A 23917-nucleotide genomic window follows, 5' to 3' on the forward strand; every position below is an offset into this window, starting at 1 on the left:
CGACGATGATTGCGGATAGGATCAGCGTTATAATCAACCGCTTCGGGGCATTTCGGATTACTTTAAGGAGCAATGACCCTCGATCATGCACTACCGAGTCTTCTATCTGTTCGACCGGTCCGGGGAATCCATCTCATCGGCGAGCGCCGTGGAGATGAGTGCCCGTGCCATTTGCGAGCAACTGCTTCCGCGTCTGCAAAGTGCGGACGACTATCTGGGGATCATCGATACCCAGGAGAATACCTTGCAGATCTTATGCGATCCAGACAGCGAACGTTATTGGGTCGAGTTGCCGCTCGATGCGGCCAAAGCATCCTATGGGCGCCACATGGGCTTCGACGAGCTGCGCGATCTCATGTTGACGTTGCCAGCGGTGTTCGACCGCGAGGCCATCCCTGGGCTCGAATACCGACCTTGGTGAGAGGTCACCTCATTGTTTCGGGGGCTCATTCTTCATGGTGCCGCGCACCAGGCGGATGAGCCCATTCTGCGATTCTCCGGGACGATAGTAGCTTCCCTTGAAGAAACTGACGCTCCACACCCGCCCTAAACCGCCGCTGTCGATCGATGAGGTCCAATAAAGCGCTCCCCGGGTGTTCGGGAATACTTGGGGGTTGATTGCGGGGGATGGGTGGCAGCGCTCCACGATGCTGAGCAATTCCTCTCCGGTCGGCAGACGCCAGCCATCCTTCGTTTGCGTCTCGATGAGTTTGTTGGCCCTGTCCCAGGTGACCGATTTGGGGCGACCGCTACAGACGTTCTTTTTGGCATCCCACTTCTGACCCAGAGCGCACCGCTGCCATTCCAAGCTCGTGGTGTCGTGTTTCACGATCTTGCCGTCCTCAATGACCGAGAAATCGCTCGACGGTGTGGTCTCGGCTACGCCCTTGAGGCAGGCATCTGCGGCATCCGGGATATCGGCTGCGAGTACTGATCCAGTCAGTGCTAGGACCAGACATCCGGTCGAAAGAACGGTGATCGCGTGTCGGGTAGGTCGCATAGGGCTTCGCAAGTGCTTCAACGGATCCGTGTGGAGATCGGTCCGTTCAGGGTAACAAAGTGGCCCCCTGGTCTTCAGCATGCGCGGATCGGTTCTGTGATCCGGTTTGAATCGCGACACACTGGCTTCATACGCACAATAGGCCGCGATCCAAGAGGGTCTTCGCGGCCGGGGCGATCCCGTCGGGCATGCAGCTCGCTGCTTCGGGGCGCGAATGTGCAGGCTTGTATACCGTGCAATTCGACCCACTTCGGTTATGGCCGGTACTGTGAATCCGTTAAACTGGCCCCATGATTATCGACTCACCAGGCGTCATGGATCGATGCGCCGCAGGTATGGCGGCTGTTTCGATCTGACGCTATCGATCTTTTTAGCCGGGTGTCACCGCTTCGGCGGCTTCGGACACCAATCCACGCGTCTTTCGTTGAGACGCTTCAATCAGGAGGATCAGATGTCGAGAAAGATTTTCACCGGACTGTGTGTTGGGATGCTGACGGTTGGGGCGCTCGGCGTTCTGCCGATGGCCAGTGCGCAGACGTCCGTCCCGGTTGCGGGGACCGCCACCAGTACCACGTTGAGCGGCACGGTTACCGTGGTCAATGTGGACAAGCGTATGCTGACCATCAAGACGGATGAGGGGCGTTTCGTGGTGCTTCGCGTTCCGCCCGAGGTTCAGCGGCTCGATCAGATCAAGATCGGCAATGCCTTGACCGTCACCAAGACCCATCTGTTGCTGCTCGATCTCGTGAAGGGAGATGCGGCCGCCGGGGTCGGTGTTGGCAAGGAGTCGTCCATCATCCAAGGGCCAGAAACCAAACCCTCGGGTGCGATCATCGATTCGGTCACCATCAAGGGGGTCGTCGAATCGGTCGATCGTGAGGCATCGACCGTGACGGTTCGTGGTCCCTCTGAGGTGCGAACCTTCAAGGTCGAGGATCCTGCCCTGCTGGATGCGGTCGCCCCGGGCGACGGCGTCACCGCGACCTATGCGACAGTCATCGATGGCGAGGTCACGTTCCAGTAAGTCGCGTTCCATAAGCGTTACGCCATCAAGGCTTGATGGCGCTTGCGTTCGCCCCGTTCTCCGTGGGGCCTGCCTCCACGGAGAACATTCGGAATGAGGTGGACCAAGTTACCCAATGACGAAAATCAGGTAGCATGTCGCCGCTGATCTTAGACGGCGCAAGACCGAGGATGCCGGATCATATGGGCGCATCCTGTACCGGTGAAATCGCCGGATTCAATTAGGTGGCAGCTGTGACGCTGACTGCTCGATCATTCCGAAAGCCATCCCCTCGGTTTCCGACTGCAGTCTGTCTTGCGCGATCACCATCCTATTTACGCTTCCCCTTCGTCCACGCCTTTCGTCCGTCGCGCTCCATTCGGCGATGGAGCACTGCGTCTTGCGTTGCGAGGCGGTTTGGGCGCAGTTCTAGTTCAAGCGGCGAGCGTTCCGACACGAGGGGCGCAAAGAGGGCAGCATCATGTTCGGGTCCATAAGACGAATGGCGTTGGCGTTGGCGGCTTTGATGGCGGTTGCGTCGCCTGTTTGGTTGCAGACGTTCTTGTTTGCGGACGAATTCGAGGTCGCGGTTCCCGAGGCGTTGCGCGATTGGATTCCCTGGGTGCTCGACGGAGGACGGGGTGGCGATCGTCGTGCCTGTCCACTGGAACCGAACGGCCCCGCCCGGATCTGCGTTTGGCCGGGTCCTTTGGTGCTGGATCTGGGCTCGCGGGGTGGGCGTTTTTCTCAGGACTGGCATCTGTTCGCCGAGGATTGGGTTCGGCTTCCCGGCGACGCGGATGCTTGGCCCGCAAATGTGGTGGACGGCGATCGTCCGATTCCAGTGGTCGAGCGGGACGGACATCCGGCGGTGAAGTTGAGTGCCGGGGTCCATGCGTTGAGCGGCGATTTTGTCTGGTCGGAGACGCCGGCATCGCTTGCCATGGCCCCTGGCACCGGGCTGTTGAACCTGACACTGGATGGCGTGCCGCAACCGCAGCCGCGTCTGGAGGGAAAGGCGCGCCTCTGGCTCACCGATGCGGCGCGGTCGCGTTCGGCGGATCTGGAGGAGCGGCTGAGTGTCCAGGTCTTTCGACGCCTGGATGACAGCCTGCCTCTGCGGGTCCTGACACGTCTTGAGTTACAGGTATCCGGCGGCGTCAGAGAAGAGCGCCTGGGTCCGGTGACCTTGCCGGGCGGTGTCCCCATCGCGATCGAGAGCCCGCTTCCCGCGCGGCTCGGTTCGGACGGCTCATTGCGGCTGGAGGCGCGGCCTGGTCGCTGGGTGGTCGAGGTGACCGCCTATCACGCGGGCTCGGTCCAGTCTCTGGCGCGACGCCCATTGCCGCCGCCCTGGCCGGCGCGGGAGGTGTGGGCCTTCGCCGCGCATCCCGAGCTGCGCCGGGTCGAGATCCAGGGTGTGGAATCCATCGATCCCAGGCAGACCTCCATTCCAGACGATTGGGCGCGTCTGCCGATCTATCTCGTCGGCCCCGAAGACCGGATGCGTCTGATCGAGCAGCGCCGGGGCGATCCGGATCCCGGCCCGGACCGACTTACCCTGGAGCGCGACATCTGGCTGGATTTCGACGGCGCGGGCTACAGCGTCCGGGATCGGATGCGGGGGAGTCTGAACCGGCTCTGGCGCCTGGATGTCGACTCCGAGTTGCATCTGGGGCAGGTCAGGGTGAATGGCACGCCATCGCTCATCACACGGCTCGATTCCTCGGCTCCTGCCGGTGTCGAGGTGCGTCAGGGACGTTTGGATCTGATCGCCGACTTTCGGATCGAGGGTGAGCCGGGGCGGCTTCCGGCCTCCGGGTGGCAGCCGACGTTGGATCAGGTGCGTGGCCATCTGCATCTTCCTCCTGGTTGGGATCTTCTCGCCGTGTCGGGCGTCGACAACGATGCCCGGACCTGGCTGACACGCTGGACGCTGCTGGATCTCTTCCTGGTTCTCATCCTGACGCTCGGCGTCGGCCGACTTTGGGGGTGGGGCTGGGGTCTGTTGGCCTGGGTCGGACTGAGTCTCACCTGGCACGCACCGGGCGCCCCCCAACTGGTGTGGCTTAGCCTGTTGGCCGCCGCAGCCCTGCTCAGGCTGCTGCCTGCGGATGCGAGTCAGAAGGGCGTAGCGAGACTCAGATGGCTGGTGCTTTGGTACAAACGACTGACGTTGGTCGCGCTTCTGGTCATCGGATTGCCTTTCCTGGTTTCCGAGGTGCGTAGCGCACTCTATCCGCAGCTAGAGCCTAGTGGCGGATTCGGGATGGCGGACACTGCGGTGGCTGGATTCGGGCGCGATGCAGTGCCGGAAGCCGCGCCCAATTTCGAATTCCAGGAGATCCTGAGCGATACCGAGGTCGCCGTGAAACGTGCGCCGGCCTCATCTTCACCGTCACCCGAGCCGCTTTCTCCGCCGCCGATGCTGGATCCGAAGGCACGCATCCAGACCGGACAGGGCGTGCCCGACTGGCACTGGAACCGTTTCGATCTCCACTGGAACGGGCCGGTCGGCACCTCGGATGTGGCGCAGCTCTGGTTGTTGACGCCGACCTGGAATCTGGTGCTCTCCTTCCTGGGGTGTGCGCTGCTGATTCTGCTCGCTTTGCGTCTGGCTGGGATCGCCTTTCCCAGGCGTGCCGGACGTTTCGCCCCGCTGTCGATCCTGGTGCTCGGCGTCTGGCTGGCGGCCCCGGTTGACCGCGCGATTGCGGCTGAACTGCCTTCGCCCGAGCTCCTTCAGCAGCTTCGAACGCGTTTGCTCGCTCCGCCCGATTGTCTGCCGAGCTGTCTCGACCTCCCCATGCTCGGGGTGCGGGCGACGCCGGATCGGCTGACTCTGGAGCTCACGCTGGATGCCGCAGTCGACATGGCGGCACCCGTGCCGGGTGGCGGAGACTGGACGCCAGTCGATGCGCGGCTCGACGATCGGCCGCTCAAGGGCATGAGCCGGGATTCGGCAGGCCATCTGCTGGTTCCGCTGGAGGCCGGTCGGCATCGGCTGACGCTCGACGGTCCGCTGCCCGCGACCAATCAATTCGACCTGCCATTGCCGCTGGTGCCCCGAACCCTGACACGGGATGTCCAGGGCTGGCGGATCGAGGGTTTGGATGCGCGGGGGCGCGCCTCCGATCAGGTTCGATTCGTGCGGCTGTCCGAGACGCCGCTGTCCGCCGAGCGCGAACTGGTTCAGGAGGCCCTGCCGCCGCTGATTCAGGTCGATCGCCGACTGTCGCTCGGGCTCGATTGGCGGGTCCAGACCCAGGTGACCCGGCTCTCATCGCTCGGCTCTCCCATCGTGACCGAGGTGCCATTGCTGCCGGGCGAGTCGGTTCAGACGCCGGGTCTGAGGGTGCGTGACGGGCGGATCCAGGTCGCGCTGACTCCAGGTCAGACGCGCCTCGATTGGTCCTCGCGGCTTGAGCCGAGCGCCGAACTCGATCTGAGCGCAACCTCCGATGCGGGTGTGGCCGAGGTCTGGCATCTCAACGTCAGTCCCATCTGGCATCTCGATTACGAGGGACTGTCACCGATCCATCCTCCGGGCGAGGGGCGGATCTTGCCGACCTGGAGACCGCTACCGGGCGAGCAGTTGCGGCTCAGGATCGTCCGACCGGTCGGCGAACCGGGTCCGACGTTGACCATCGATCGTGTCGACCTCAAGGTCGAGCCCGGACCGCGCGGGAGCGACGTCCAGCTCGATCTGGCGGTGCGTGGCAGTCAGGGCGGTTCGCATGCGGTCCGGCTGCCCGAGGGCGCCGAGCCGATCGAGATCCGTGTCGATGGCCGCAGTCTGGCCGTGCCCTCCGGGACGCGCCAGATCGATCTGCCACTGGTCCCGGGCGAACAGCAGATGCAGCTCACCTGGCGCGATCCGGCGCCGCTTTCGCTCGGCTTCACGCCGGCTGGGCCGGATCTGGGGAGCACGGCGGTCAATCTGAATCTGTCGCTGCAACTGCCCCGGGATCGCTGGGTGCTGTTCGCCACAGGACCCCGGCTGGGGCCGGCGGTGCTCTTTTGGGGTGTGCTGTTGGTTCTGACCGTGCTGTCCTGGGGTTTGGGACGCAGTCGAATGACGCCCTTGCGGATGCACGATTGGTTGCTGCTCGGGGTCGGGCTGGCGCTGGCCGAGGTGTGGGTCGGATTGCTGGTCGCGGGATGGCTCTTCGCCCTGGGACTGCGGCGCAGACTCGACGAGACCGCCGGCGCTTGGCGCTACAACCTGACCCAAGTCGGGCTGATGCTCTTGACCCTGGTGGCGCTGGCGGGTCTGGTCGGGGCGGTACAGCAGGGGTTGCTTGGTCGGCCCGAGATGCAGATTACCGGCAATGGGTCATCCGGCACCTTGCTGCGGTGGTACGCGGACAGAGGTGGTCCGAGTCTGCCGGAGGTCTGGGTGCTCTCGGTGCCCATGTGGGTCTATCGGGCACTGATGCTCGGCTGGGCGCTCTGGCTCGCTTTTCGACTGCTCGACTGGTTGCGTTGGGGTTGGGAGGGATTTGCCCATCCCCAACTTTGGCGTGAGCGCAAGACCGTCAAGGTGGCCGCCGAGCGGTCGCCCGGTTGACCATGACTTGAGTCAAGGCGAGCGCCGATCAGTCTGTCGAGAATCAGCGCATCGCAAGCCACCAGCGGCCGTCCTCGATTCCGAAGACGGCCGCTGGTGGCCGAAACCTCTGCTCCAACAGGACCCGGCCATGTCTTCTCGTATCACCGACACCTTTGCCCAGGATCACCACCGCTGCGACCATCGACTGGCGGCGGCCGAGTCAGCGGCGAAGGATGGCGACTGGGCACTCATGAAAGAGGCTGCACGAGAGCTGGTCGAGGCGATGGAGCGGCACTTCGAGCAGGAAGAGTCCTCGCTGTTTCCCGCCTTGTCGGAGCGCTTTCCGGGCTCGGCGAGTCCGATCGAGGTCATGTGCTCCGAGCATGCCCAGATGCGCCATCTGTTCGAGGATCTCCAGGAGTCCGTCCAAGGCCAGGATCGCACCGCCTATCTCGGTATCCTCGAAACGCTGCATTTTCTGGTGCAGCAGCACAACTACAAGGAAGAGAGCGTGCTCTATCCCATGGCGGACAAGGTGCTGGGCGGGCGCGCTGGCGATTTCGCCGAGCGTATGGCCGATGTCTGAGCCTCCTGTCGTGCCCCAGGTTCTGGATGTGAGCCGGCTGGCGCCTCCAGCGCCCTTGGAGCGCGTGCTGGACGCGCTGGCGGATCTTCCGCCCGGGCGGCCGCTCTGGGTGCTGCATCGGCGCGAGCCCTTTCCGCTCTACGATCTGCTCCGGCGCATGGGGTATGGCTGGCGCACGCTGGGCGAGGATCCGCGTGTCGAGATCCTCATCTGGCCGCTCGCCAACCCGCCCTCGCAGGCCGATCTGGCCTGGAGAATTCCATGCTGAACACCGCCGGGCTCAGTCTCGATCAGGCCCCCCCGATCGGCATTCCGTTCGCCTTCTTCATGGCGGCCCCGCTGTTCGCGCTGCTTGCGGCCCTGGTGATGGTGCTGGAAGGCGATCAGATTCTGGCGACGCGCTGGAGCCCGGCGGCCCTGGCGACGATCCATCTGCTGGCCCTGGGATTTCTGACCCAGATCATGTGCGGCGCGCTCTTTCAGATGCTGCCGGTCTTGGCGGGTTCTCCCGTGGCGCGCGCGCTTCTGGTCGGGCGCTCGACTCAGATCCTGCTGACCCTTGGAACGCTATTCCTCTGTGTTGGGCTCTATTGGGGGCGCCATGGACTGCTGGTGCTCGGCGGCCTGACGCTTGCCGTCTGCGTGCTCCTGTTCGGCTGGGCGATCGGTGCCGCGCTGCGGCGTGCCCGGGGCGCTCGATACACGGTGATTGCGATGCGTTTTGCCCTGGCCGGTCTCTTCGCGACATTGGCGCTCGGGCTGTTGCTGATCGCCGGTCTGCTGGGCGCCGACAGCGTCCGCTTTGTGCGATCCGACTTCGCCCATTGGGTGAATCTGCATCTGGCCTGGGGACTGTTGGGCTGGGTTGGGGTGCTCGTCATGGGGGTCGCCTATCAGGTCGTGCCTATGTTCCATGTGACACCTGGGTATCCGCGTTGGCTGATGCAGGGCGCGGTTCCGGTCGTGGTCGCCGGGCTCGCGCTGGCCTCGCTGGCGATGGGAAGCGGAAGGGGCGCCTGGGCCGGGTTCGGGTTGGCGCTGATGGGAGTCATCGCCTTTGCGCTGGTGACGCTGGACCGCCAGTATCGGCGCGAACGCCCACGGATCGATGCCACCTTGCTCTATTGGTGGACGGCGATGACCTCGGCCCTGTTGGCCGTGTTGCTTTGGGTGTGGGGCGGTCGGGCCGAGCCGATCGGCGTTCTGGCCTTCGTCGGGGTCGGCATCGCGCTGCCGAGCGGGATGCTGTTCAAGATCATGCCTTTCCTCAGCTGGTTTCATCTCCAGTATCGGCAGCTCTCCGGGCGCCGTTTCGACGTGCGCATTCCGCACATGCACGCCTTCATTCCCGAGTGTTCGGCGTTGATCCAGTTCGGCCTCTATCTGGTGGCGCTGTTCTTGCTGCTGCTGGCGGCGGCCTGGCCGGAACGCGTCTTTTCGGTCTGGCTCGTCCGGCTGGGCGGGCTCGCCACGGTGGGCGCGATCGGCTTTCTCTGGTGGTTACAGTGGCGCTGCTATGCCCAGTATCGGAGCTTCAGTCGGCGCTTGGCCTGATCGGCGGGCGGTTTTCCGCCTCGCTAAAGCGGGAGAGAAGGATGTCGATCAGTCCCGGATGGGTTCCGACCAGTGGGGCGATGTGAAGCTGCAATCCAGGATGGCGCCCCTGAATGGCGTCGCAGATGTCCCTGATATCGCCACCGGGACCTGCGTGTCGTCCCGGCCCGAGAAAGAGCATGGAGAGCAGAATGGGGCCGCGATTCTCTCGGGCGATGCGATCGAGCACCGCTTCGAGCAGCGGGCCGTTGAAATCGTACGCCGCGCCCGGACGGCGTTCCATCACAGCCTCTTGGAGCTGAACGTCGGGGCCGAGTCGTTCGGCGAGGCGCGCGCCGAGCCAGCGGCGGACCTGGTTCACCTCTGGGGTGGGCGAGCCGTGATCGACCAGAACGATGCTCGTGCGCTCGATACCCGCCTCCTGGGCTGCCTGATCGAGATTGTCGAGAAGGATATCCACCAGACGTGGTTCACCCTCTGGCAGTGGACAGAGTTCGGGTGCGATCCGCAGCCGGCAGGGGCCGAATCGGCGCTCGACTTCGGCGACCGATTCGGGAATGAAGCGCGAGAGCGCGCGCGTCGGGCCGAAAAAGAGCGGGAGCAGGACGAGATCGCGCTGGTCCGCTGCAAGCAGCTGTTCGAGCGCTTGTCTGAAGGTCTCGGTCGGTTGTCCGTCGAGTCGCTCGGGAGCGATTTGGTCCGAGTGGAGCAGGGAGACGGGCTGGACAGGTTCGCCGGTGCGTTCTGACAGCAACGCGGCGATCCGGCGCAGATTGAGCGTCGATTCAGCGCGCTTGGATCCGTTATCGACCAGCAGGATGCGGCGCATCGTTCAACCTGGCGGGTTGCTCGGCGAGGCGTTTGTGGCCGCTCGATTGCGTGACCAGGCGTTTGGATCGAGCGTCACTGTGGTCTGGGCTGGCGCCTTGGGCGAGCCCTCGGGGCGAGTGCCGATCCAGAGCGCGACCAGTCCGAGTATGCCGCCGACCAGCAGGGCGATCGGCCAGGTTGGCCGGACGAGCACGAGCCAGATGAGCAGACTTGAGCTCATTCCGATGATGGCGGCCTTCTTCCCGGTTCGGCAGATTTCTCCGCTCTCGAGGAAGCGTCGGATGGATTCGCCGAAGCGCGGATGGTCGACGAGGAAACGAACGCGTTGCGGGCGGCTACGCAGCCACAACCAGGCCGCGCAGATCCAGAAGACGGTGGTCGGCATCAGCGGCACCAGGATGCCGACGAATCCCAGACCGAAGCAGAGCCATGCCAGCAGGTTGTACACCATGCGCCGTTTAGGGCTGATGTGCGCGTGTTTGGATTCGAGTGGCTGCTTATCGGCCTGCATGGTGGGCTGCTCCGGGTTGGTGTCTTGCGTCCGGTCTGCGAAGCCGCTTCAATGCGTGCTCGAAATCCCGCCGCGCGGCGCGCAGGTGAAACCGGATGAAATCGGTAAGGTTTAGGCGTGCAACTATAGCCGGTTTCGGTCCGGGTTGTCTTTCGGGCGCGCCTGCGTTGCCTGGAGTCGGAGCGGAAGCCTGAGTGCAGGGTTCGCTGATGAAGCAGGACCTCAGTGAATGGTGCCGCCAGAAGGCACGGCGAGCGCCGTGCCTGATCGTCAAGACGCGGATCAGGATCCGGGTCGAGTACGCGACGGAACCTGGACCCCGTGATCCGCCAACCACTGGGTGTCGAGCTGCCAGTCCACGCTCTTCACTTGGGGTTGAGCCAGCATCAGCCCCATGGCCCGCTTTTGGTGATTGATGAGATCCTGCTGGGCGGCGACCATCTTGGGGTCGTCCTGCGCCAGGCCCGCGAGATTCGGATGGATGATTTCGAGGAAGCGCATTGCAGGGATGTCATAGGAGCGCGGTGTCGAGATGGTGGCCACGCCGTCCTTCAGCGAGCGTACTCGGAACTGGTAGGGATAAGAGGCGAGCGTGGCGTCCGATGTCAAGATTTTGTCGAGATCCCACGTGTGCGGCTGCCAGGAGGATTTGATCCAGAACACCAAAGCCACCATGATGAGGAGGCCGAGTGCGATACTGTAATTTCGTGTAAAACGATCCATGCGTTTTTCTCGATAGGTGGAGGGTTTTCGAAAGGGTTGCGCCGCTAGGATGGCTTGCGATAGCCGAATGTGGTGCGCGTTCTTTGTAGAATGGCGCTATTGACGGGTTAAGACCCATGAAGATTGTCAATTTCTGGTCCGACGGAGTGAGTTCGCGGCTATGCAGTACAAAGACAGACAGTTGCTACTTGCCGGTTTGTCCGGCGCCCTGGAGGGGGTGAATGGGGTAGCGGCTCCTGCCCAGCTTGAAGAGGTCGCACGCGAGCGTCTCGCGGCGAAGCTCGTCGATTTTCTGCAGGTATCCAAGACCATCGTCGGGACTCAAGCCACTATCCTGATCGCGGATCTGCGTGGTTTTACCGCCATGATGGAATCGCTGCCGACGGTCCAGATGGTGGAGCTTCTGAATCGCTTTTTCGCCGCAATGTCGCAGGTTGTGGAGCGCAATGGCGGTATCGTCGATAAGTTCATGGGCGACTCGGTCATGGCGCTCTTCGGTGCCCCGGTGCGGCGTAGCGACGATCTGTTGCGGGCCTTGACCTGTGCGGTCGAGATGCAGCAAGCCATGGCGGATCTGAACCGCCAAAGCGAGGCGCGGGGCGAGCCTCGGATCTACGCTGGAATTGCGGTCAGTACGGGTGACGTCATGGCCGGCAGCTTCGGTTCCGACGTCTATCGCGAGTACACGGTGATCGGCGATCCAGTCAATCTGGCGGCCCGGATCGAGTCCTATACGCTGCGCGGACAGGTCCTGTTGAGCGAGGCGGTCTATCGTGGCGCGGTCGAACAGATCAAAATCGGTGCCGTCAACGAGGTGATGGTCAAGGGCAAGTCGAATCCGATCAAGCTTTACGAACTGAAGGCGGTCACCCATCCTCGAACGCTCGCGGTACCCTCCATCGAGGTGCGTAAATCGCCGCGTATCCTGGTCGACTTTCCGGTCGTCTTCCGCCGTATCGAGGACAAGCGCATCCTCTCGGAGCGCTTCGTCGGCAAGGTCAATGACCTCGGCTACTTCGGGATGAGCGCCGATCTGCCATTGATCCTGCCGACCTACTCGGAGGTCGTCATGTCCTTGTCGCCGGACTTTGGCGGCGAGAATCCGGTCGAGGTCTATGCGCGGGTCCTGCGCTCCAGGCGCGACCGGGGCAGCTATCGCACCAATCTACAGTTCACGACCATCGACACCCCAGGGCACCGTAAGGTGAAGCAGTACGTCGATCACATGCTCTGGGGGAAGTGAGACCGCCTCTTGGGTCAGGTGTCGCGGCGACGGATCTCGGCGAGGAATTCGGGAATACGCTGCTCCAGCCAATAGACGGGTTGTCTGGGTGAGCGTCCGGCGACGAAACCGACATGTCCCCCATGCTCGGCGAGTTCGAGCGTCACTCCCGGACCGAGTTCGTGTTCCCAGGGCAGGGTGGTGGGAAACATGAAGGGGTCGTCCTTGGCCTGGATGATGAGGGTGGGTGTGGCGATGGTCTGCAGGAAGGGCCGACAGCTCGCTCGATTGTAGTAATCGAAGACGCCATCGAATCCGTTCAATGGGGCCGTAATAAGCTCGTCGAACTGATTGAAGTCCTGGATTTCATCCAGATTGACCGAGAGCGGCATGGGGCGTTTGGCGAACTTGCGTCGCAGATTGTGCCTCAGCTTGTCCAGCAGGTAGCGCCGGTAAATGCGCGAGGCCCCCATGTCGAGACGGAGCATGGCGTCGCGCAGAACGAACGGAACCGAGACGGCGATCCCTGCTCTAACGAGCGGCGTGGCCCGCTCGCCCAGATATTTGAGTAGCAGATTCGCTCCGAGCGAGAAGCCGATCGCCGCCAGCGGCATCCCCTCCGGATCCTGTTCGAGTTCCGCCAGAACCTCGGCTAGATCCTCGCTCGCCCCAGAATGGTAGGCGTGGTCCAGACGGTTGGGCTCGTCCGAGCATCCGCGTAGATGCATGAAGATCGGCTGGTAACCGGCCGATTCGAGTGCTTGCAGCAGCGTGCCGGCGTAATGGGATTCGAGATTGCCTTCAAGCCCGTGGATCACCAGGACGCGCGGTCCGAGCGGACGTCCGACGGCCAGGTCGATGAAGTCCCCGTCGGCGAGTTCGACGCGGCGTGGGGTCAAGGGCAGCTTGGGCCGAGGTCGGGTCAGGCTCGGCCAGAGCGTCTGAAGGTGAGGGCCGGGTAGCCACCAGGCTGGCTGGAAACCGCTCTTGATGATACGTCCGTGGTTAGGGGAGAGGTGTGCGTCGGCGCTGTTCACTAGGATGGTGTCGAAAATTCTGGGTGCCCCAGTTTCGCACAAAGGGGACGGGGTTCGCTGCTCAGGCTACATCGATGGGGCGAAAGCGTGCCTGGTCTCTTCACAGGTCGGTCGTGGTGGTCGTGCGTTTCGCCGACGCGTTGAGGGCGATAGCACTTGTCCCCTATACTGATTACTTATATGAATATGCGGTTTTTCCGCTTGGATCAGGAACCAACAGTGATGCGGAAACTCTTTCCGGCCCTGCTCACCCTATGCCTCTGCGGTGTCGCCAATGCAGAGGATCTCCTCCAAATCTACGACATGGCTGTGGTGAGCGATCCCAAGCTGCGCGAGGCGGAGCAAACCCTGTTCGCGACCCGAGAGGCGAAGCCTCAGGCGCGCGCATTGTTGCTGCCGTCCTTCAGTGTGTCGGGCGACACCAGGTATCAAAACGTGGACAGCTCTGGCCGTTCCACCAACGGGCTCTCCTATGATCGCCAGGACAATTATTCCTCTCAGGGGCTGCAGGCGGTAGTCAAGCAGTCCGTCTACAGCCGGGCCAACTGGCTCAGTCTCAAGCAGTCGGACAATGTCATCGCTCAGGCCGAAGCCCAGTTTCGAAATAATCAGATCGATCTCATGGTGAGAACCACCGAGGCCTATTTCGACGTCCTGCGAGCCGCTGATGCCGTTACCGTCCAGGAGGCGTATCTGCGCGCCAACGAGCGTCAGCTGGAACAGTCCAGGCAGCGCTTCGAAGTGGGGTTGGTCGCCATCACGGACGTCAACGAGAGTCAAGCCGCCTACGATAGCGCGCGTGCCGAACTGATCACTGCCAAGAACGTCCTGAACAATGCCTGGGAGGCATTGCGCACCATCGTGGGGCCGGCGAGCGTCCCGCTTGCGCGATTGGGCGACACACTTCCGCTGGCGCCGCCGAAGCCCAATTCGCTCGACGCCTGGGCGAACACGGCGATTCGGAGCAACTACGGCATCATCGCCGCGAGCGAGGCGGCGAATTCGGCCAAGCGTGAGATCGATATCCAGCGCGCTGGCCATTATCCGACGGTCGATCTTCAGGCGGGCTATGACCTGACGCGCTCCGACGCCGAATACAATTCGGATACCGACACCGCGTTCGTCGGCCTTTCGGTCAACGTGCCTATCTTCCAGGGTGGTGCCGTGACCTCGCGTACCCGCCAGGCCGGTTATCAGTTCCGGGCCGCACAGGATCGTCTCGATCAGACTCGGCGTTCCGTCAATCAACAGGTTCGCGATGCCTTTCGCGGCGTTCTTTCCAACATCGAGGACGTGAAGGCCCGACAGGCGGCGATCGTTTCGGCGCGCTCGGCCCTCGAATCGACCCAGGCAGGACTGGAGGTCGGTACGCGCACCCAGGTCGACGTGCTCAATGCGCAGCGCAATCTGTTCCAGGCCGAATACGACTACCTGAGCGCCCGCTACAACTATATTATCAACGGGGTCAAACTCCATCAGGCGACCAGCACCCTGACGCGCGATGTGCTGGCCAAGGGCAACGCCTGGTTGAATCCTTCGGACCTCATTACGCCTCCCGTCAACTGATCATGTCTGGAAGCAGTTTTGGAAAGCTCTTCGTCGTCACCGGATTTGGTGAGAGCCATGGTCCGGCGATCGGTGGGGTGGTGGATGGCTGCCCCCCGGGGCTGGAGCTCTCGGCGGCGGATCTACAGGTCGATCTCGACCGACGCAAGCCGGGCCAGTCACGCCATACGACGCAACGCAGGGAGTCGGACACCGTCGAAATCCTGTCAGGGATCTTCGAGGGACGAACCACGGGCACGCCGATCGGGCTGCTGATTCGCAATGAGGATCAGCGTTCGAAGGATTACTCCGAGATCGCCGACCGCTATCGACCGGGGCATGCCGACTACACCTACGAACAGAAGTTCGGCGTGCGCGACTATCGTGGTGGCGGGCGTTCGTCGGCGCGCGAGACGGCAGTGCGCGTCGCGGCCGGGGCCATCGCCAAGAAATATCTGGCCGAGCGCTGCGGTATCCGGATACGCGGTCATCTGTCGCAGCTGGGCGCGATCCGTCCGGTCGGTTTCGATTGGGATCAGGTCGAACGGAACCCCTTCTTCTGGCCCTGCGCCGAGTCCGTTCCCCAGCTCGAATCCTACATGGACGATCTGCGTCGCGAGGGCAACTCGGTCGGTGCGGCGGTGACCGTCGTCGCGAGCGGTGTTCCGACCGGTCTTGGCGAGCCTATCTTCGATCGGCTGGATGCCGACATCGCACATGCCATGATGAGCATCAATGCCGTCAAGGGTGTCGAGATCGGCGACGGTTTCGCCTGCGTTGCGCAGAAAGGGACCGAGCATCGCGATGAGATGACGCCGGACGGCTTCCTCTCCAATCATGCAGGCGGCATCCTGGGTGGTATCTCCTCGGGGCAGGATGTCGTCGTGCGGATCGCGCTCAAGCCGACGTCGAGCATGCGTCTTCCGGGGCGCAGCATCGATCGCTCCGGGTCTTCGGTCGAGGTGGTCACCACCGGGCGTCACGATCCCTGTGTCGGCATTCGCGCTACGCCGATCGCCGAGGCCATGCTGGCACTGGTGCTCATGGATCATCTGTTGCGCCAACGCGGCCAGAATGCCGACGCGATTGCGCCGATCCAGTCGATTCCGCCCCGCGCGTCGTCCAGCTGACGTCGCGTTTGGGTCCGCCTTCGTCGCTCTGATGCGGTGAAGGCGGATCGCCTCCTTCTCCACTCCCCGACAAGGACCTCGTCCAGGTCCGTGACGAGCCCCTCATCCCATGCCCTACTGGCGTTTGTCCGGCTACTATTTCTTCTATTTCGCCTCGCTTGGCGCACTCGTGCCCTTTTGGGGGCTCTATCTTCAGGCCGACGGATTCGATGCGCTGGCGATCGGTCAGTTGATGGCCATCCTCTCGGCCACCAAGATCGTTGCCCCCATGCTCTGGGGGCACGTCGCCGACCGGACGGGGCGGCGGATTCGGTTGGTTCAGGTCGGGTCTTTGCTGTCGCTGCTGGGCTTTCTCTGTGTCTTCGTCGCCGAGGGCTTCTGGGGCATGGCCTTGGCCCTGCTGCTCTTCAGTTTCTTCTGGAATGCCTCGCTGCCGCAGATGGAGGCCATTACCTTCAATCATCTGCGTGCGCGTCCGACAGGTTATGCGCTGGTCCGTGTCTGGGGCTCCGTCGGGTTTGTCCTCGTGGTGGTCGCGCTTGGGGCCTTCGTCGAGCATGGCTCGCTGGAAATCGTGCCCATTTGGGTGCTCTTCTTGGTGCTGGGGATCTTTGCGATCACCCTGGTGATCCCCGACAACGCTTCGACGGCGGGGGATCGCACCTCGCCGTCGCTGCGGGATCTGCTGCGTCGGCCGGAGGTTCTGGCCTTTTTTGCGGCCTGCTTCCTGATGCAGTTCAGTCACGGCATCTATTACGCCTTCTATTCCATTCATCTCGAATCGGCCGGCTATTCCAGCACGGCGGTCGGTCAGCTCTGGGCGCTTGGCGTCGTTGCCGAGGTGATCATCTTCCTGGTGATGCACCGTCTGCTCGAACGTTTCGGCGCGCGACGGGTGGTGCTCTGGAGCCTGGGGCTGGCCGTGGTGCGCTGGTTGGCGATCGGGGCCTTCGTCGACATTCTCCTCGTCCAGATCGGTGCGCAGCTTCTGCATGCGGCGACGTTCGGGACCTTTCATGCTGCGGCTATCCATCTGGTTCATCATCTCTTTCCGGGGCGAACCCAGGGGCGGGGGCAGGCGCTTTACAACAGTCTCAGCTTCGGTGCCGGCGGGGCGGCGGGAAGTCTGATCGGCGGAGTCCTCTGGGCCGGATCGGGGCCGCTCGTCACCTTTGGGGTTGGTGCGCTGATGTCGGCTCTGGGGTTTTACATCCTGTGGCGCTGGACCCGGGAGTCGTTCGGGCAGGACGCATGAGCGTCCTTTCAGGCGTCTTGGATCGATCGGTGAAAAGGAATGACGCGCCGCTTCAGCATGTTATGATCGACAGAACTCACGCCCGGCGCATCGTCCGATGTGGCTGTCCGGCTACTGGCTGCGTTCAGGCACTCCCTATTTCGTAACGTCCATATCGACAGGCGCACCGCTGCCATGCCAGTCTCTCAGGGTTCTTATCGCGTTCGTTCGGGACGCCGTTATCCTCCAGGAGCGACTGTGGAGGACGACGGCGTCAATTTCTCCGTCTTCAGTCGTCATGCCACCGGGGCCGAGCTACTGCTCTACGAGGGCGCCGACAGCGAGGCGCCCTTCCAGGTCATTCGGCTGGATCCTCGGATCAATCGCACCTTCTTTTCCTGGCATCTGTTGGTCGTCGATCTTCCGCCGGGGACGCATTACACCTGGCGCATGGAGGGGCCGAACGATCCGCATATTCACGGCTGGCGCTTTGATGAGCGTATCGAGTTGGTGGATCCTTGGGCGCGAGGGGTCAACGTCAGCGCCTGGGATCGTTGGCGTCGGCAGCGCGAGGGCGTCATCGACCACGATTCGCCCAGGGGAATCGTGTTGGCCGAGGAATACAACTGGGAAGGCGATACGCCGCTGCGACTGGCGTCGGAGCAGACCATCATCTACGAGGTGCATGTCGGCGGCTTCACGCGTCATCCGAATTCGGGTGTCCGGCATCCGGGGACCTTTCTCGGTCTGATCGAGAAGATTCCCTACCTCAAAGAGCTGGGCATCACACATGTCGAGTTGATGCCGGTCATGGCCTTCGATGAGCAGGACGTGCCCGAGGCCGGTTGGGATGCGGGATTGCGCAATTTCTGGGGCTACAGCACGTTCGGATTCTTCTCGCCACATCCCGGCTACTGCGTCACGCCCGAACAGGGCACGCACCGTCGCGAATTCCGCGACATGGTCAAGGCGCTGCACCGGGCCGGTATCGGGGTGATCCTCGATGTGGTCTTCAACCACACCAGCGAGGGGGGGGGCGAAGGGCCGGCCCTGACCTTCAAGGGATTCGGCAACGAGACCTTCTATTGTCTGGACGGTATCGACAAAGGCATCTATCTGGACTTCACCGGCTGCGGAAATACCGTCAACGCCAATCATCCGATGGTGACCCATTTCATCCTCGATGCGCTGGAATACTGGGTGCGCGCGATGCACGTCGACGGTTTCCGCTTCGATCTGGCGAGCGCGATGGCGCGAGATGCCGACGGGCGTCCCATGGCCAATCCGCCGGTGCTCTGGGAGATCGAGCTCTCCGATACCCTGGCGGCCTCCAAGATCATCGCCGAGGCTTGGGATGCGGCCGGGCTCTATCAAGTCGGCAGCTTCCCCGGCTATCGCTGGATGGAATGGAACGGGCGCTATCGGGATACGATCCGCCGTTTCGTTCGCGGCGACACGGGATTGGTGCCGGAGGTGGCGACCCGTCTATCGGGGAGCAGCGATCTCTACCAGGCCAATTTGCGTAAGCCGACCAACAGCATCAATTTCGTCACCTGTCACGACGGTTTCACGCTCTGGGATCTGGTTTCTTTCAATCGCAAGCACAACCTCGCCAATTGCGAGGGCAATCGTGATGGGACCAACGACAATCTGAGCTGGAATTGCGGCGTGGAGGGCGAGACCAAGGATGCCGAAGTCCTACGTCTGCGTCGACGCCAGGCCAAGAACCTGCTCTCCCTGCTGTTCCTGAGTCAGGGCATTCCCATGCTGCTGGCCGGCGACGAGGTGCTTCGGACCCAGCAGGGCAACAACAACGTCTGGTGTCAGGACAACGCGCTCGGTTGGTTCGATTGGTCGCTGGTCGAGACCAATGCCTCGATGCTGCGGTTCGTCCGTGGGCTGATCGCGCTGCGCAAGCGTCATCCGAGTCTGCAGCGGCGCCATTTCCTGTCCGGTCAGCCAGTTTCCGGCAGCGATCTGCCGGACGTGATCTGGCACGGCGAAAAAATCGGCGAGCCCAACTGGGATGATCCCGGGAACCAGGTTCTGGCCTTCACGCTCGGGCCGGCCACCCCGGACGAGGCCATGCTGCACGTGATGGTCAATATGAGTCCGGGGGCGCGCTGCTTCGAGATTCCCGCGACCGATGGTTTGCGCTGGTGTTTGGCCCTGGATACGGCGCGTGCTGCGCCGACCGACCTCATGGAGCCAGCCGATCAGACACCGGTCGAGTCCAACGCCTTGCTGATTCGTTCGCATAGCCTCGTGGTTCTGGAAGGGCGCTGATCCGGCATCTTCGATAGGCCGAGTTGCGCGGCGACTCTGGCGGGTCGGCCTTTGACCCTCATCCGCGCTTTGTTTAATGTTGTCGCGAGCGGCGTCCGATCGCATCCGCGACCCTTTCGCTCGGTCGATCGCTCGTGGCCGGCCGACCGTTGCCGAGATGCCGAAGGTGATGTGGTCTGCTCACTGTGAGGATCCATGACTGAGACCAACCTCTACCACGCGCTCGGTCTGCAAATGCATCAGCCTCCGGGCAATCTGCGCTCGCTCATTGAATGCAGCCCGGACGAGGCCGAGGCGATCATGCGCTGTTACGAGCGTGCCGTTCGCTATGCCGAGCGATACCGAGACGTGGCTAAGCTGCATGTCGGATTCTCGGGGGTGCTGCTTGAGCAGCTGCTGGATCCGGACATCGTCGATCGCTATCGGCATGTCGTCGACATTCCGGCTATGCTGCAGCGCTATCGTGACGCCGAGAACGTCGAGCTGGTCGGGACGGGCTACTATCATCCGATCTTTCCGCTGATCTCCAGGCTGGACTGGCCCGAGCAGCTTGAGCGCGGCTGCGCCATCATGGAGCGTGTGTTCGGTCGCGCCCCGCGCGGTTTCTGGCCGCCGGAGCTGGCCTTTTCGGTCGAGATGATTCCGGATCTGGTTCGCGCCGGCTACGAGTATGTCGTCATCGACGGTGTGCATGCGCGCCCCGAGGACGGCCTCAGCGATATCTTTCGACCCTACGAGGTCTGTTACGATGGGGTCTGTATTAGCGTCGTCCCCCGCGACCGCGATCTGTCGCAGGCTCAGGGTAGCGGATTGGATCTCGTCTGGTTCCAGGGCGAGGTGACCTGGCGGGCCGCCGCCTCGCCGCGCCCCGAGGCTCGACGCCTGGCGACGAGCTGGTCGGATGGCGAGAACGGTGGCTGGTTCCGGCAGCAGCAGGAGTCTTCGGGGTTCTTCGGCTATTTCTTTGCCCCCTACATGGAGGGGCGGCGTTCCGGGGGGTGTCCGATTGAGCCGGTGTGTCTGAGCCAGTATCTCTCCGAGATGCGTCCCCTGCCGCGTGCGAGCTTTCAGACCAGCGCCTGGGGGGCGGTCGAGGGCGAAGATCTGTCGCGCTGGGCTGGAAGCCCGCGCCAGAGCGAGGCGCTGACCGAGGTTTGGCGGCTTGCCGCGCGTTACTGGGAGTTCTGTCGGGCTAGACCCAGTGGCTACGAGGTCGCCGCCGAGTCCATGGTGCGCGCGCGGCGTCTGATTCTGGAGGCCGAGACCAGTTGCTTTCTCTTCTGGGGAGATGCCTGGCTTCCTCATCTCTATGCTCGTACCCAGCCGGCCGAACACGCCTTGGCCGAGGTGGAGCGAGTCTTGGTGGGGCGGCACGGATGACGTCTAGATGTCTGGCCCCATCGACCTCTCTTTGGGTTTGACTCTTCGATACATAGGATTCCAAAACCTTTTGATTCGAAAACCAGTGTTTGACTCGACAACCCAAACGGTTGTGCTGTTTCTGCGGGGGATCTGACAATCGACAGCCATTCGGATCTCACCAAGGGGGCTGTTGCTTTTGGCGCTCGGGCTCGAGGCGAGACCGCCGATTCGCAAAGGGCCTCCGATCTAGCTCCTCCCTCGCATCGGCTCGATCCGGTCTTCCCGCATGTCATCAGCGGGACGCGGGTCGCCATCTTTACCGGCGAAAATGGTCGGCTGCATGCCAGTTGGGCGCTGCAACCGAACGATCTCTTCAGGTTCGCCGACTCCTTTCCACCGGATGGCGGGACTCTGTTTCCGATCCTGCGTCTACAGCGGATAGATGCGGAAGGGCGGTCGACGCCGGTCGAGGAGAAACGGCTTTTCCTGTCGGGGATCGGTGGGGAAGGCGAGACCATCTTCCACGTTGGACAGGATCATGCCCGCTTCCAGGTCGAGCTTGGACTCGTCAACGCCAAGGGGGGATGGCTCTCTCTGGCCCGCTCGAACGGGCTGCAGCATGTCTCCAGCCTCGGTCTGCCCTTTTATGCGAACGAGGGACGGACGCATGCACGGGAGGAGGGTACGGGACTCGTGTCCTATCCTTCAGAGGCGAGGGACTCCGCCGGGTTGTTGGACGTCGACCACCATGATCCAGCCGAACCACTTCAGGGCGGTGCCGTTCGGGCGCTAGGGGCCGGGCGCCTGGAATCGGTCGATGACGAACATCGCGCGGCTTCCGAAACGCAGGGTGGCCTGGAGCAGCAGGCGTCGCCGCAGAGTGAGACCGATCGCGCATTCAAGATCCCGCGTTTGGATTATGGTCAGCCGGCATCGAGAGGTACGCAGCTACTGCTTGAGGCCGAGCTTCGCATCCAAGGTTGGGCGGCGCCCAATTCCGAGGTCGATCTGTTCGGACATCGCTATCTCGTTGGGCCTGGAGGGCGTTTCCAGTTTTTGGTCAAGGTCGATGATCCCGATCTGTTGCGTCGGGCGTTGGACCTTCAACCGCCTCCCGAATTGAGCCGCTCACGCGAAGATTGAGACCGCGCGAGGATCGGAATCGAACATCGTCGGACCGCTCGGACATCAGCGGGCAAGGAGATCGGGCGTATGCATATCGCCATGGTGAGCGCCGAGTGCGCCCCCATTGCCAAGGCCGGTGGCCTCGGGGATTTTGTACAGGGCTTGAGTCACGAACTGCTCAAGCGCGGCGAATGGGTCGAGGTCTTGCTTCCCTATTACGACGTCGCCAATCTCGACGCCGTCGAGAATCTGTACGAGATCCAGCCCAGTCTGTCGGTTCCGCATCATGACGCCCGCATCGACTGTAGGGTGCTCGCGGGCGAGATCGGTGGCGTTTCCGTGCGTTTCATCGATCCTCTGGGGCGAGACTATTTCCGCAGAGGGCGGATCTACGGCGAGCCCGACGATGCCGAGCGCTTCGTCTTCTTCTCCCGCGCCGTTCTGGAATATCTGCTGCAATCGGGGCGCCCTCCGGACATTCTGCATTGTCACGATTGGCAGACCGGGCTGATTCCCGTGCTCTGGTCGGAGGTCTACAAGCACTCGGCGCTCGCCGAGATGCGTCTGTGCTACACCCTGCACAATCTGGGCTATCAGGGGCGGGTGGACGCGCCGATTTTGCGTCAGGTGGGGCTCGATCCGGCCAGGCTGATGCACTCGGATCGGTTGCTGGATCCTGGTGACGACCGTCTGGCAAATCTCATGAAGGGCGGTATCGTCTTCTCCCATTTCATCAATACGGTCTCGCCGCGCTATGCCTGGGAGGTACAGAATACCGATCAAGGAATGGGGCTGCAGTCGCTGTTCCAGACTTATGCGGACAAGTTCGGCGGGGTGCTCAACGGGATCGACGACGCCGTCTGGAATCCCGAGCGCGATCCGCTGATCCCGGTCAACTTCGGCCCCGATACGCTTCCGCTCAAGGTGATCAATCGCCGGACTCTGCGCACGCGCGTGGGGTTGCCCGAGGTCGATACGCCGATCTTCGCCGTCGTCAGTCGTCTGGACCGTCAGAAGGGTGTCGATCTCATCCGTCATGCGATTCGCTTTCTTGCCGCAGCGGAGTGTCAGTTCGTCCTGCTCGGATCGGCGCTCGATCCGGCGATCGCGGCTGAATTCAGCCGGCTCAAGGCAGAGACGGACGACAGTGCCGGCTGCCGTCTCGTGCTGGCCTATGACGAGGCATTGGCGCATCTCATCTTCGCCGGATGCGACATGCTCCTCATCCCCAGTCTCTACGAGCCCTGCGGCCTTACCCAGATGATCGCCATGAAATACGGCGCAGTGCCGATCGTGCGTCGCGTGGGCGGACTGGCGGATACGGTGCACGATGCCAACTACTCGGACAAGCCGTTCGAGTCGCGCAACGGCTATGTCTTCGACGATCCGACGGAGGAGGGGCTGGAGGGAGCCCTGAGGCGCGCCTTGGGACTGTGGCGCCGTTTTCCGGAATACTTCCGGCAGCTCAGGGTCAATGGCATGCGGACCGACTTCTCATGGAGTCGGCCCGCCGATCAATACAGGGACATCTACGCCCACGTTCGTTCGCGTTAGAGCGCCTGCGCCGTCGTGATCGTGCGTCGACGTTGGATGGGCCGTTTATCCTGATGCATGAGGACGCGGATGCTGGTCAAGGCGCTGTCGCCCACGTCCGAGAACTCGATGCCGAGGCACCAACGGTTCTCGGATGTCGTGGGCGAAACCCAGGTAACGGACCCGACCGCCTGGATGCCTTCCGGTATTTCGGGCGACTCCATCTCGACGAGCAGTCTGGACTTGAGCGGGAAGAGGCGGTCGCTGCAGATCTGAAGACCGCCCTCGCTGATATTGCGTCCCTCCACTTGGTGCATGCTTACGACGCGGCTCTGGAGTTCGAGGCTTAGTGGGAGCAAGCGTGCTAGGCACTCCCAGGAAACACGTTTCGACGTGCGTCGTTCGTCCGCGCTCGTATCCGAGATCATCGCATGCTCCCCTGGTCGTGTTGATAAGCGGCGTCTAACCGGGCGAGAAGTATAGACCGCTTCAAAGACTTTGTAACAGGTCATCAATGAACGTATTTTTCTTAATGAAATAAGGATCTTCGGTCAACGCTGTGGTTGTTGCTTTTCTGGTGTGCTTCGGCGATCCGGTTGATACGCGACTCGCCAGGACCGGGCGCTCGGCTTATCCTGCCCGATTTCTGCAAGACCAGACCTTCAACACCGAATTCGGACCGC

The 23917-nt window shown here is 62.7% G+C and carries 21 protein-coding genes; 14 read left to right on the top strand and 7 right to left on the bottom strand.

Annotated elements, in window-relative coordinates:
- Positions 1-85 precede the first annotated feature (85 nt).
- On the top strand, positions 86-421 hold the full coding sequence (locus ACFSJC_RS02160) for a hypothetical protein (protein ID WP_386022535.1): 336 nt from the start codon (positions 86-88) through the stop codon (positions 419-421).
- Between the two features lie 9 nt (positions 422-430).
- Here the strand turns inward: ACFSJC_RS02160 and ACFSJC_RS02165 are convergent, their stop codons facing one another.
- Positions 431-1081 carry an Lcl C-terminal domain-containing protein gene (locus tag ACFSJC_RS02165; RefSeq protein WP_386022537.1) on the bottom strand — a complete coding sequence of 217 codons (651 nt, stop codon included), beginning with the start codon at positions 1079-1081 and terminating at the stop codon, positions 431-433.
- A gap of 370 nt (positions 1082-1451) precedes the next feature.
- On the opposite strand from ACFSJC_RS02165, the gene ACFSJC_RS02170 reads away from it, so the two are divergent.
- From ACFSJC_RS02170 to ACFSJC_RS02190, 5 genes are all read left to right on the top strand, one after another.
- Positions 1452-2024, top strand: coding sequence for a copper-binding protein (locus tag ACFSJC_RS02170; RefSeq protein WP_386022539.1), 573 nt, complete (start codon positions 1452-1454; stop codon positions 2022-2024).
- 541 nt (positions 2025-2565) lie between these two features.
- Complete coding sequence (locus ACFSJC_RS02175) at positions 2566-6573, top strand: hypothetical protein (protein WP_386022541.1); 4008 nt, start codon at positions 2566-2568, stop codon at positions 6571-6573.
- Positions 6574-6703: 130 nt separating this feature from the next.
- Positions 6704-7141: a hemerythrin domain-containing protein gene (locus tag ACFSJC_RS02180; RefSeq protein ID WP_386022543.1), complete on the top strand. Its 438-nt coding sequence runs from the start codon at positions 6704-6706 to the stop codon at positions 7139-7141.
- A complete protein-coding gene (locus ACFSJC_RS02185; protein ID WP_386022545.1) occupies positions 7134-7409 on the top strand; it encodes a DUF2249 domain-containing protein in 276 nt (91 codons plus the stop codon). The genes ACFSJC_RS02180 and ACFSJC_RS02185 overlap by 8 nt, the downstream gene beginning before the upstream one ends.
- On the top strand, positions 7403-8695 hold the full coding sequence (locus ACFSJC_RS02190; RefSeq protein ID WP_386022548.1) for a hypothetical protein: 1293 nt from the start codon (positions 7403-7405) through the stop codon (positions 8693-8695). Before ACFSJC_RS02185 ends, ACFSJC_RS02190 begins: the two co-directional genes overlap by 7 nt.
- Here the strand turns inward: ACFSJC_RS02190 and ACFSJC_RS02195 are convergent.
- The 3 genes from ACFSJC_RS02195 to ACFSJC_RS02205 all read right to left on the bottom strand — a co-directional run bounded on the left by ACFSJC_RS02195 (position 8676) and on the right by ACFSJC_RS02205 (position 10760).
- Positions 8676-9524 (bottom strand): sirohydrochlorin chelatase, encoded by an 849-nt coding sequence (locus tag ACFSJC_RS02195; protein ID WP_386022551.1) that lies wholly within the window; start codon positions 9522-9524, stop codon positions 8676-8678. The two genes, ACFSJC_RS02190 and ACFSJC_RS02195, sit on opposite strands and share 20 nt — an antisense overlap.
- A gap of 3 nt (positions 9525-9527) precedes the next feature.
- Positions 9528-10037: a YbaN family protein gene (locus ACFSJC_RS02200; protein ID WP_386022554.1), complete on the bottom strand. Its 510-nt coding sequence runs from the start codon at positions 10035-10037 to the stop codon at positions 9528-9530.
- Between the two features lie 282 nt (positions 10038-10319).
- On the bottom strand, positions 10320-10760 hold the full coding sequence (locus ACFSJC_RS02205) for a hypothetical protein (RefSeq protein WP_386022556.1): 441 nt from the start codon (positions 10758-10760) through the stop codon (positions 10320-10322).
- Between the two features lie 160 nt (positions 10761-10920).
- Between ACFSJC_RS02205 and ACFSJC_RS02210 the strand changes: the two genes are divergently transcribed.
- Positions 10921-12003: an adenylate/guanylate cyclase domain-containing protein gene (locus tag ACFSJC_RS02210; protein WP_386022558.1), complete on the top strand. Its 1083-nt coding sequence runs from the start codon at positions 10921-10923 to the stop codon at positions 12001-12003.
- Positions 12004-12017: 14 nt separating this feature from the next.
- Here the strand turns inward: ACFSJC_RS02210 and ACFSJC_RS02215 are convergent, their stop codons facing one another.
- A complete protein-coding gene (locus tag ACFSJC_RS02215) occupies positions 12018-13019 on the bottom strand; it encodes a hydrolase (RefSeq protein ID WP_386022561.1) in 1002 nt (333 codons plus the stop codon).
- Between the two features lie 222 nt (positions 13020-13241).
- On the opposite strand from ACFSJC_RS02215, the gene ACFSJC_RS02220 reads away from it, so the two are divergent.
- From ACFSJC_RS02220 to ACFSJC_RS02240, 5 genes are all read left to right on the top strand, one after another.
- The gene (locus ACFSJC_RS02220) at positions 13242-14585 is read left to right on the top strand and encodes a TolC family outer membrane protein (protein ID WP_386022563.1); all 1344 of its coding nucleotides are present in this window, start codon (positions 13242-13244) and stop codon (positions 14583-14585) included.
- A 2-nt stretch (positions 14586-14587) separates the two neighbouring features.
- Positions 14588-15694: a chorismate synthase gene (gene aroC / locus ACFSJC_RS02225; RefSeq protein ID WP_386022566.1), complete on the top strand. Its 1107-nt coding sequence runs from the start codon at positions 14588-14590 to the stop codon at positions 15692-15694.
- A 109-nt stretch (positions 15695-15803) separates the two neighbouring features.
- Positions 15804-16949 (top strand): MFS transporter, encoded by a 1146-nt coding sequence (locus ACFSJC_RS02230; protein WP_386022569.1) that lies wholly within the window; start codon positions 15804-15806, stop codon positions 16947-16949.
- A gap of 174 nt (positions 16950-17123) precedes the next feature.
- Complete coding sequence (gene glgX, locus ACFSJC_RS02235; RefSeq protein WP_386022573.1) at positions 17124-19214, top strand: glycogen debranching protein GlgX; 2091 nt, start codon at positions 17124-17126, stop codon at positions 19212-19214.
- Positions 19215-19409: 195 nt separating this feature from the next.
- Positions 19410-20594: a glycoside hydrolase family 57 gene (locus tag ACFSJC_RS02240; protein WP_386022576.1), complete on the top strand. Its 1185-nt coding sequence runs from the start codon at positions 19410-19412 to the stop codon at positions 20592-20594.
- A 411-nt stretch (positions 20595-21005) separates the two neighbouring features.
- On the opposite strand, the gene ACFSJC_RS02245 is transcribed toward ACFSJC_RS02240, so the two are convergent.
- Positions 21006-21197 (bottom strand): hypothetical protein, encoded by a 192-nt coding sequence (locus ACFSJC_RS02245; RefSeq protein WP_386022579.1) that lies wholly within the window; start codon positions 21195-21197, stop codon positions 21006-21008.
- A 72-nt stretch (positions 21198-21269) separates the two neighbouring features.
- Here ACFSJC_RS02245 and ACFSJC_RS02250 point away from each other — a divergent pair, with 72 nt between their 5' ends.
- Both ACFSJC_RS02250 and ACFSJC_RS02255 read left to right on the top strand, forming a co-directional pair.
- Entirely contained in the window at positions 21270-21719 is a 450-nt protein-coding gene (locus tag ACFSJC_RS02250) for a hypothetical protein (RefSeq protein WP_386022582.1), read from the top strand.
- Between the two features lie 69 nt (positions 21720-21788).
- Positions 21789-23255, top strand: a complete 1467-nt coding sequence (locus ACFSJC_RS02255; RefSeq protein ID WP_386022585.1) for a glycogen synthase — start codon at positions 21789-21791, stop codon at positions 23253-23255.
- Here the strand turns inward: ACFSJC_RS02255 and ACFSJC_RS02260 are convergent.
- Entirely contained in the window at positions 23252-23746 is a 495-nt protein-coding gene (locus ACFSJC_RS02260) for a PilZ domain-containing protein (RefSeq protein ID WP_386022588.1), read from the bottom strand. The two genes, ACFSJC_RS02255 and ACFSJC_RS02260, sit on opposite strands and share 4 nt — an antisense overlap.
- Between the last annotated feature and the right edge of the window lie 171 nt (positions 23747-23917).

This window comes from Thiorhodococcus fuscus, assembly GCF_042682685.1.
GTDB lineage: Bacteria > Pseudomonadota > Gammaproteobacteria > Chromatiales > Chromatiaceae > Imhoffiella > Imhoffiella fuscus.

What these genes read in the sequence shown, in the direction of transcription:
- ACFSJC_RS02195 (WP_386022551.1), bottom strand. Translation starts at nt 9,524, where the DNA reads ATGCGCCGCATCCTGCTGGTCGATAACGGATCCAAGCGCGCTGAATCG.
- ACFSJC_RS02200 (WP_386022554.1), bottom strand. Translation starts at nt 10,037, where the DNA reads ATGCAGGCCGATAAGCAGCCACTCGAATCCAAACACGCGCACATCAGC.
- ACFSJC_RS02210 (WP_386022558.1), top strand. Translation starts at nt 10,921, where the DNA reads ATGCAGTACAAAGACAGACAGTTGCTACTTGCCGGTTTGTCCGGCGCC.
- ACFSJC_RS02185 (WP_386022545.1), top strand. Translation starts at nt 7,134, where the DNA reads ATGTCTGAGCCTCCTGTCGTGCCCCAGGTTCTGGATGTGAGCCGGCTG.
- ACFSJC_RS02190 (WP_386022548.1), top strand. Translation starts at nt 7,403, where the DNA reads ATGCTGAACACCGCCGGGCTCAGTCTCGATCAGGCCCCCCCGATCGGC.
- glgX (WP_386022573.1), top strand. Translation starts at nt 17,124, where the DNA reads ATGCCAGTCTCTCAGGGTTCTTATCGCGTTCGTTCGGGACGCCGTTAT.
- ACFSJC_RS02170 (WP_386022539.1), top strand. Translation starts at nt 1,452, where the DNA reads ATGTCGAGAAAGATTTTCACCGGACTGTGTGTTGGGATGCTGACGGTT.
- ACFSJC_RS02220 (WP_386022563.1), top strand. Translation starts at nt 13,242, where the DNA reads ATGCGGAAACTCTTTCCGGCCCTGCTCACCCTATGCCTCTGCGGTGTC.
- ACFSJC_RS02255 (WP_386022585.1), top strand. Translation starts at nt 21,789, where the DNA reads ATGCATATCGCCATGGTGAGCGCCGAGTGCGCCCCCATTGCCAAGGCC.
- ACFSJC_RS02180 (WP_386022543.1), top strand. Translation starts at nt 6,704, where the DNA reads ATGTCTTCTCGTATCACCGACACCTTTGCCCAGGATCACCACCGCTGC.
- ACFSJC_RS02260 (WP_386022588.1), bottom strand. Translation starts at nt 23,746, where the DNA reads ATGACCTGTTACAAAGTCTTTGAAGCGGTCTATACTTCTCGCCCGGTT.
- ACFSJC_RS02240 (WP_386022576.1), top strand. Translation starts at nt 19,410, where the DNA reads ATGACTGAGACCAACCTCTACCACGCGCTCGGTCTGCAAATGCATCAG.
- ACFSJC_RS02165 (WP_386022537.1), bottom strand. Translation starts at nt 1,081, where the DNA reads ATGCTGAAGACCAGGGGGCCACTTTGTTACCCTGAACGGACCGATCTC.
- ACFSJC_RS02160 (WP_386022535.1), top strand. Translation starts at nt 86, where the DNA reads ATGCACTACCGAGTCTTCTATCTGTTCGACCGGTCCGGGGAATCCATC.
- ACFSJC_RS02205 (WP_386022556.1), bottom strand. Translation starts at nt 10,760, where the DNA reads ATGGATCGTTTTACACGAAATTACAGTATCGCACTCGGCCTCCTCATC.
- ACFSJC_RS02230 (WP_386022569.1), top strand. Translation starts at nt 15,804, where the DNA reads ATGCCCTACTGGCGTTTGTCCGGCTACTATTTCTTCTATTTCGCCTCG.
- ACFSJC_RS02245 (WP_386022579.1), bottom strand. Translation starts at nt 21,197, where the DNA reads ATGCTGCAGCCCGTTCGAGCGGGCCAGAGAGAGCCATCCCCCCTTGGC.
- aroC (WP_386022566.1), top strand. Translation starts at nt 14,588, where the DNA reads ATGTCTGGAAGCAGTTTTGGAAAGCTCTTCGTCGTCACCGGATTTGGT.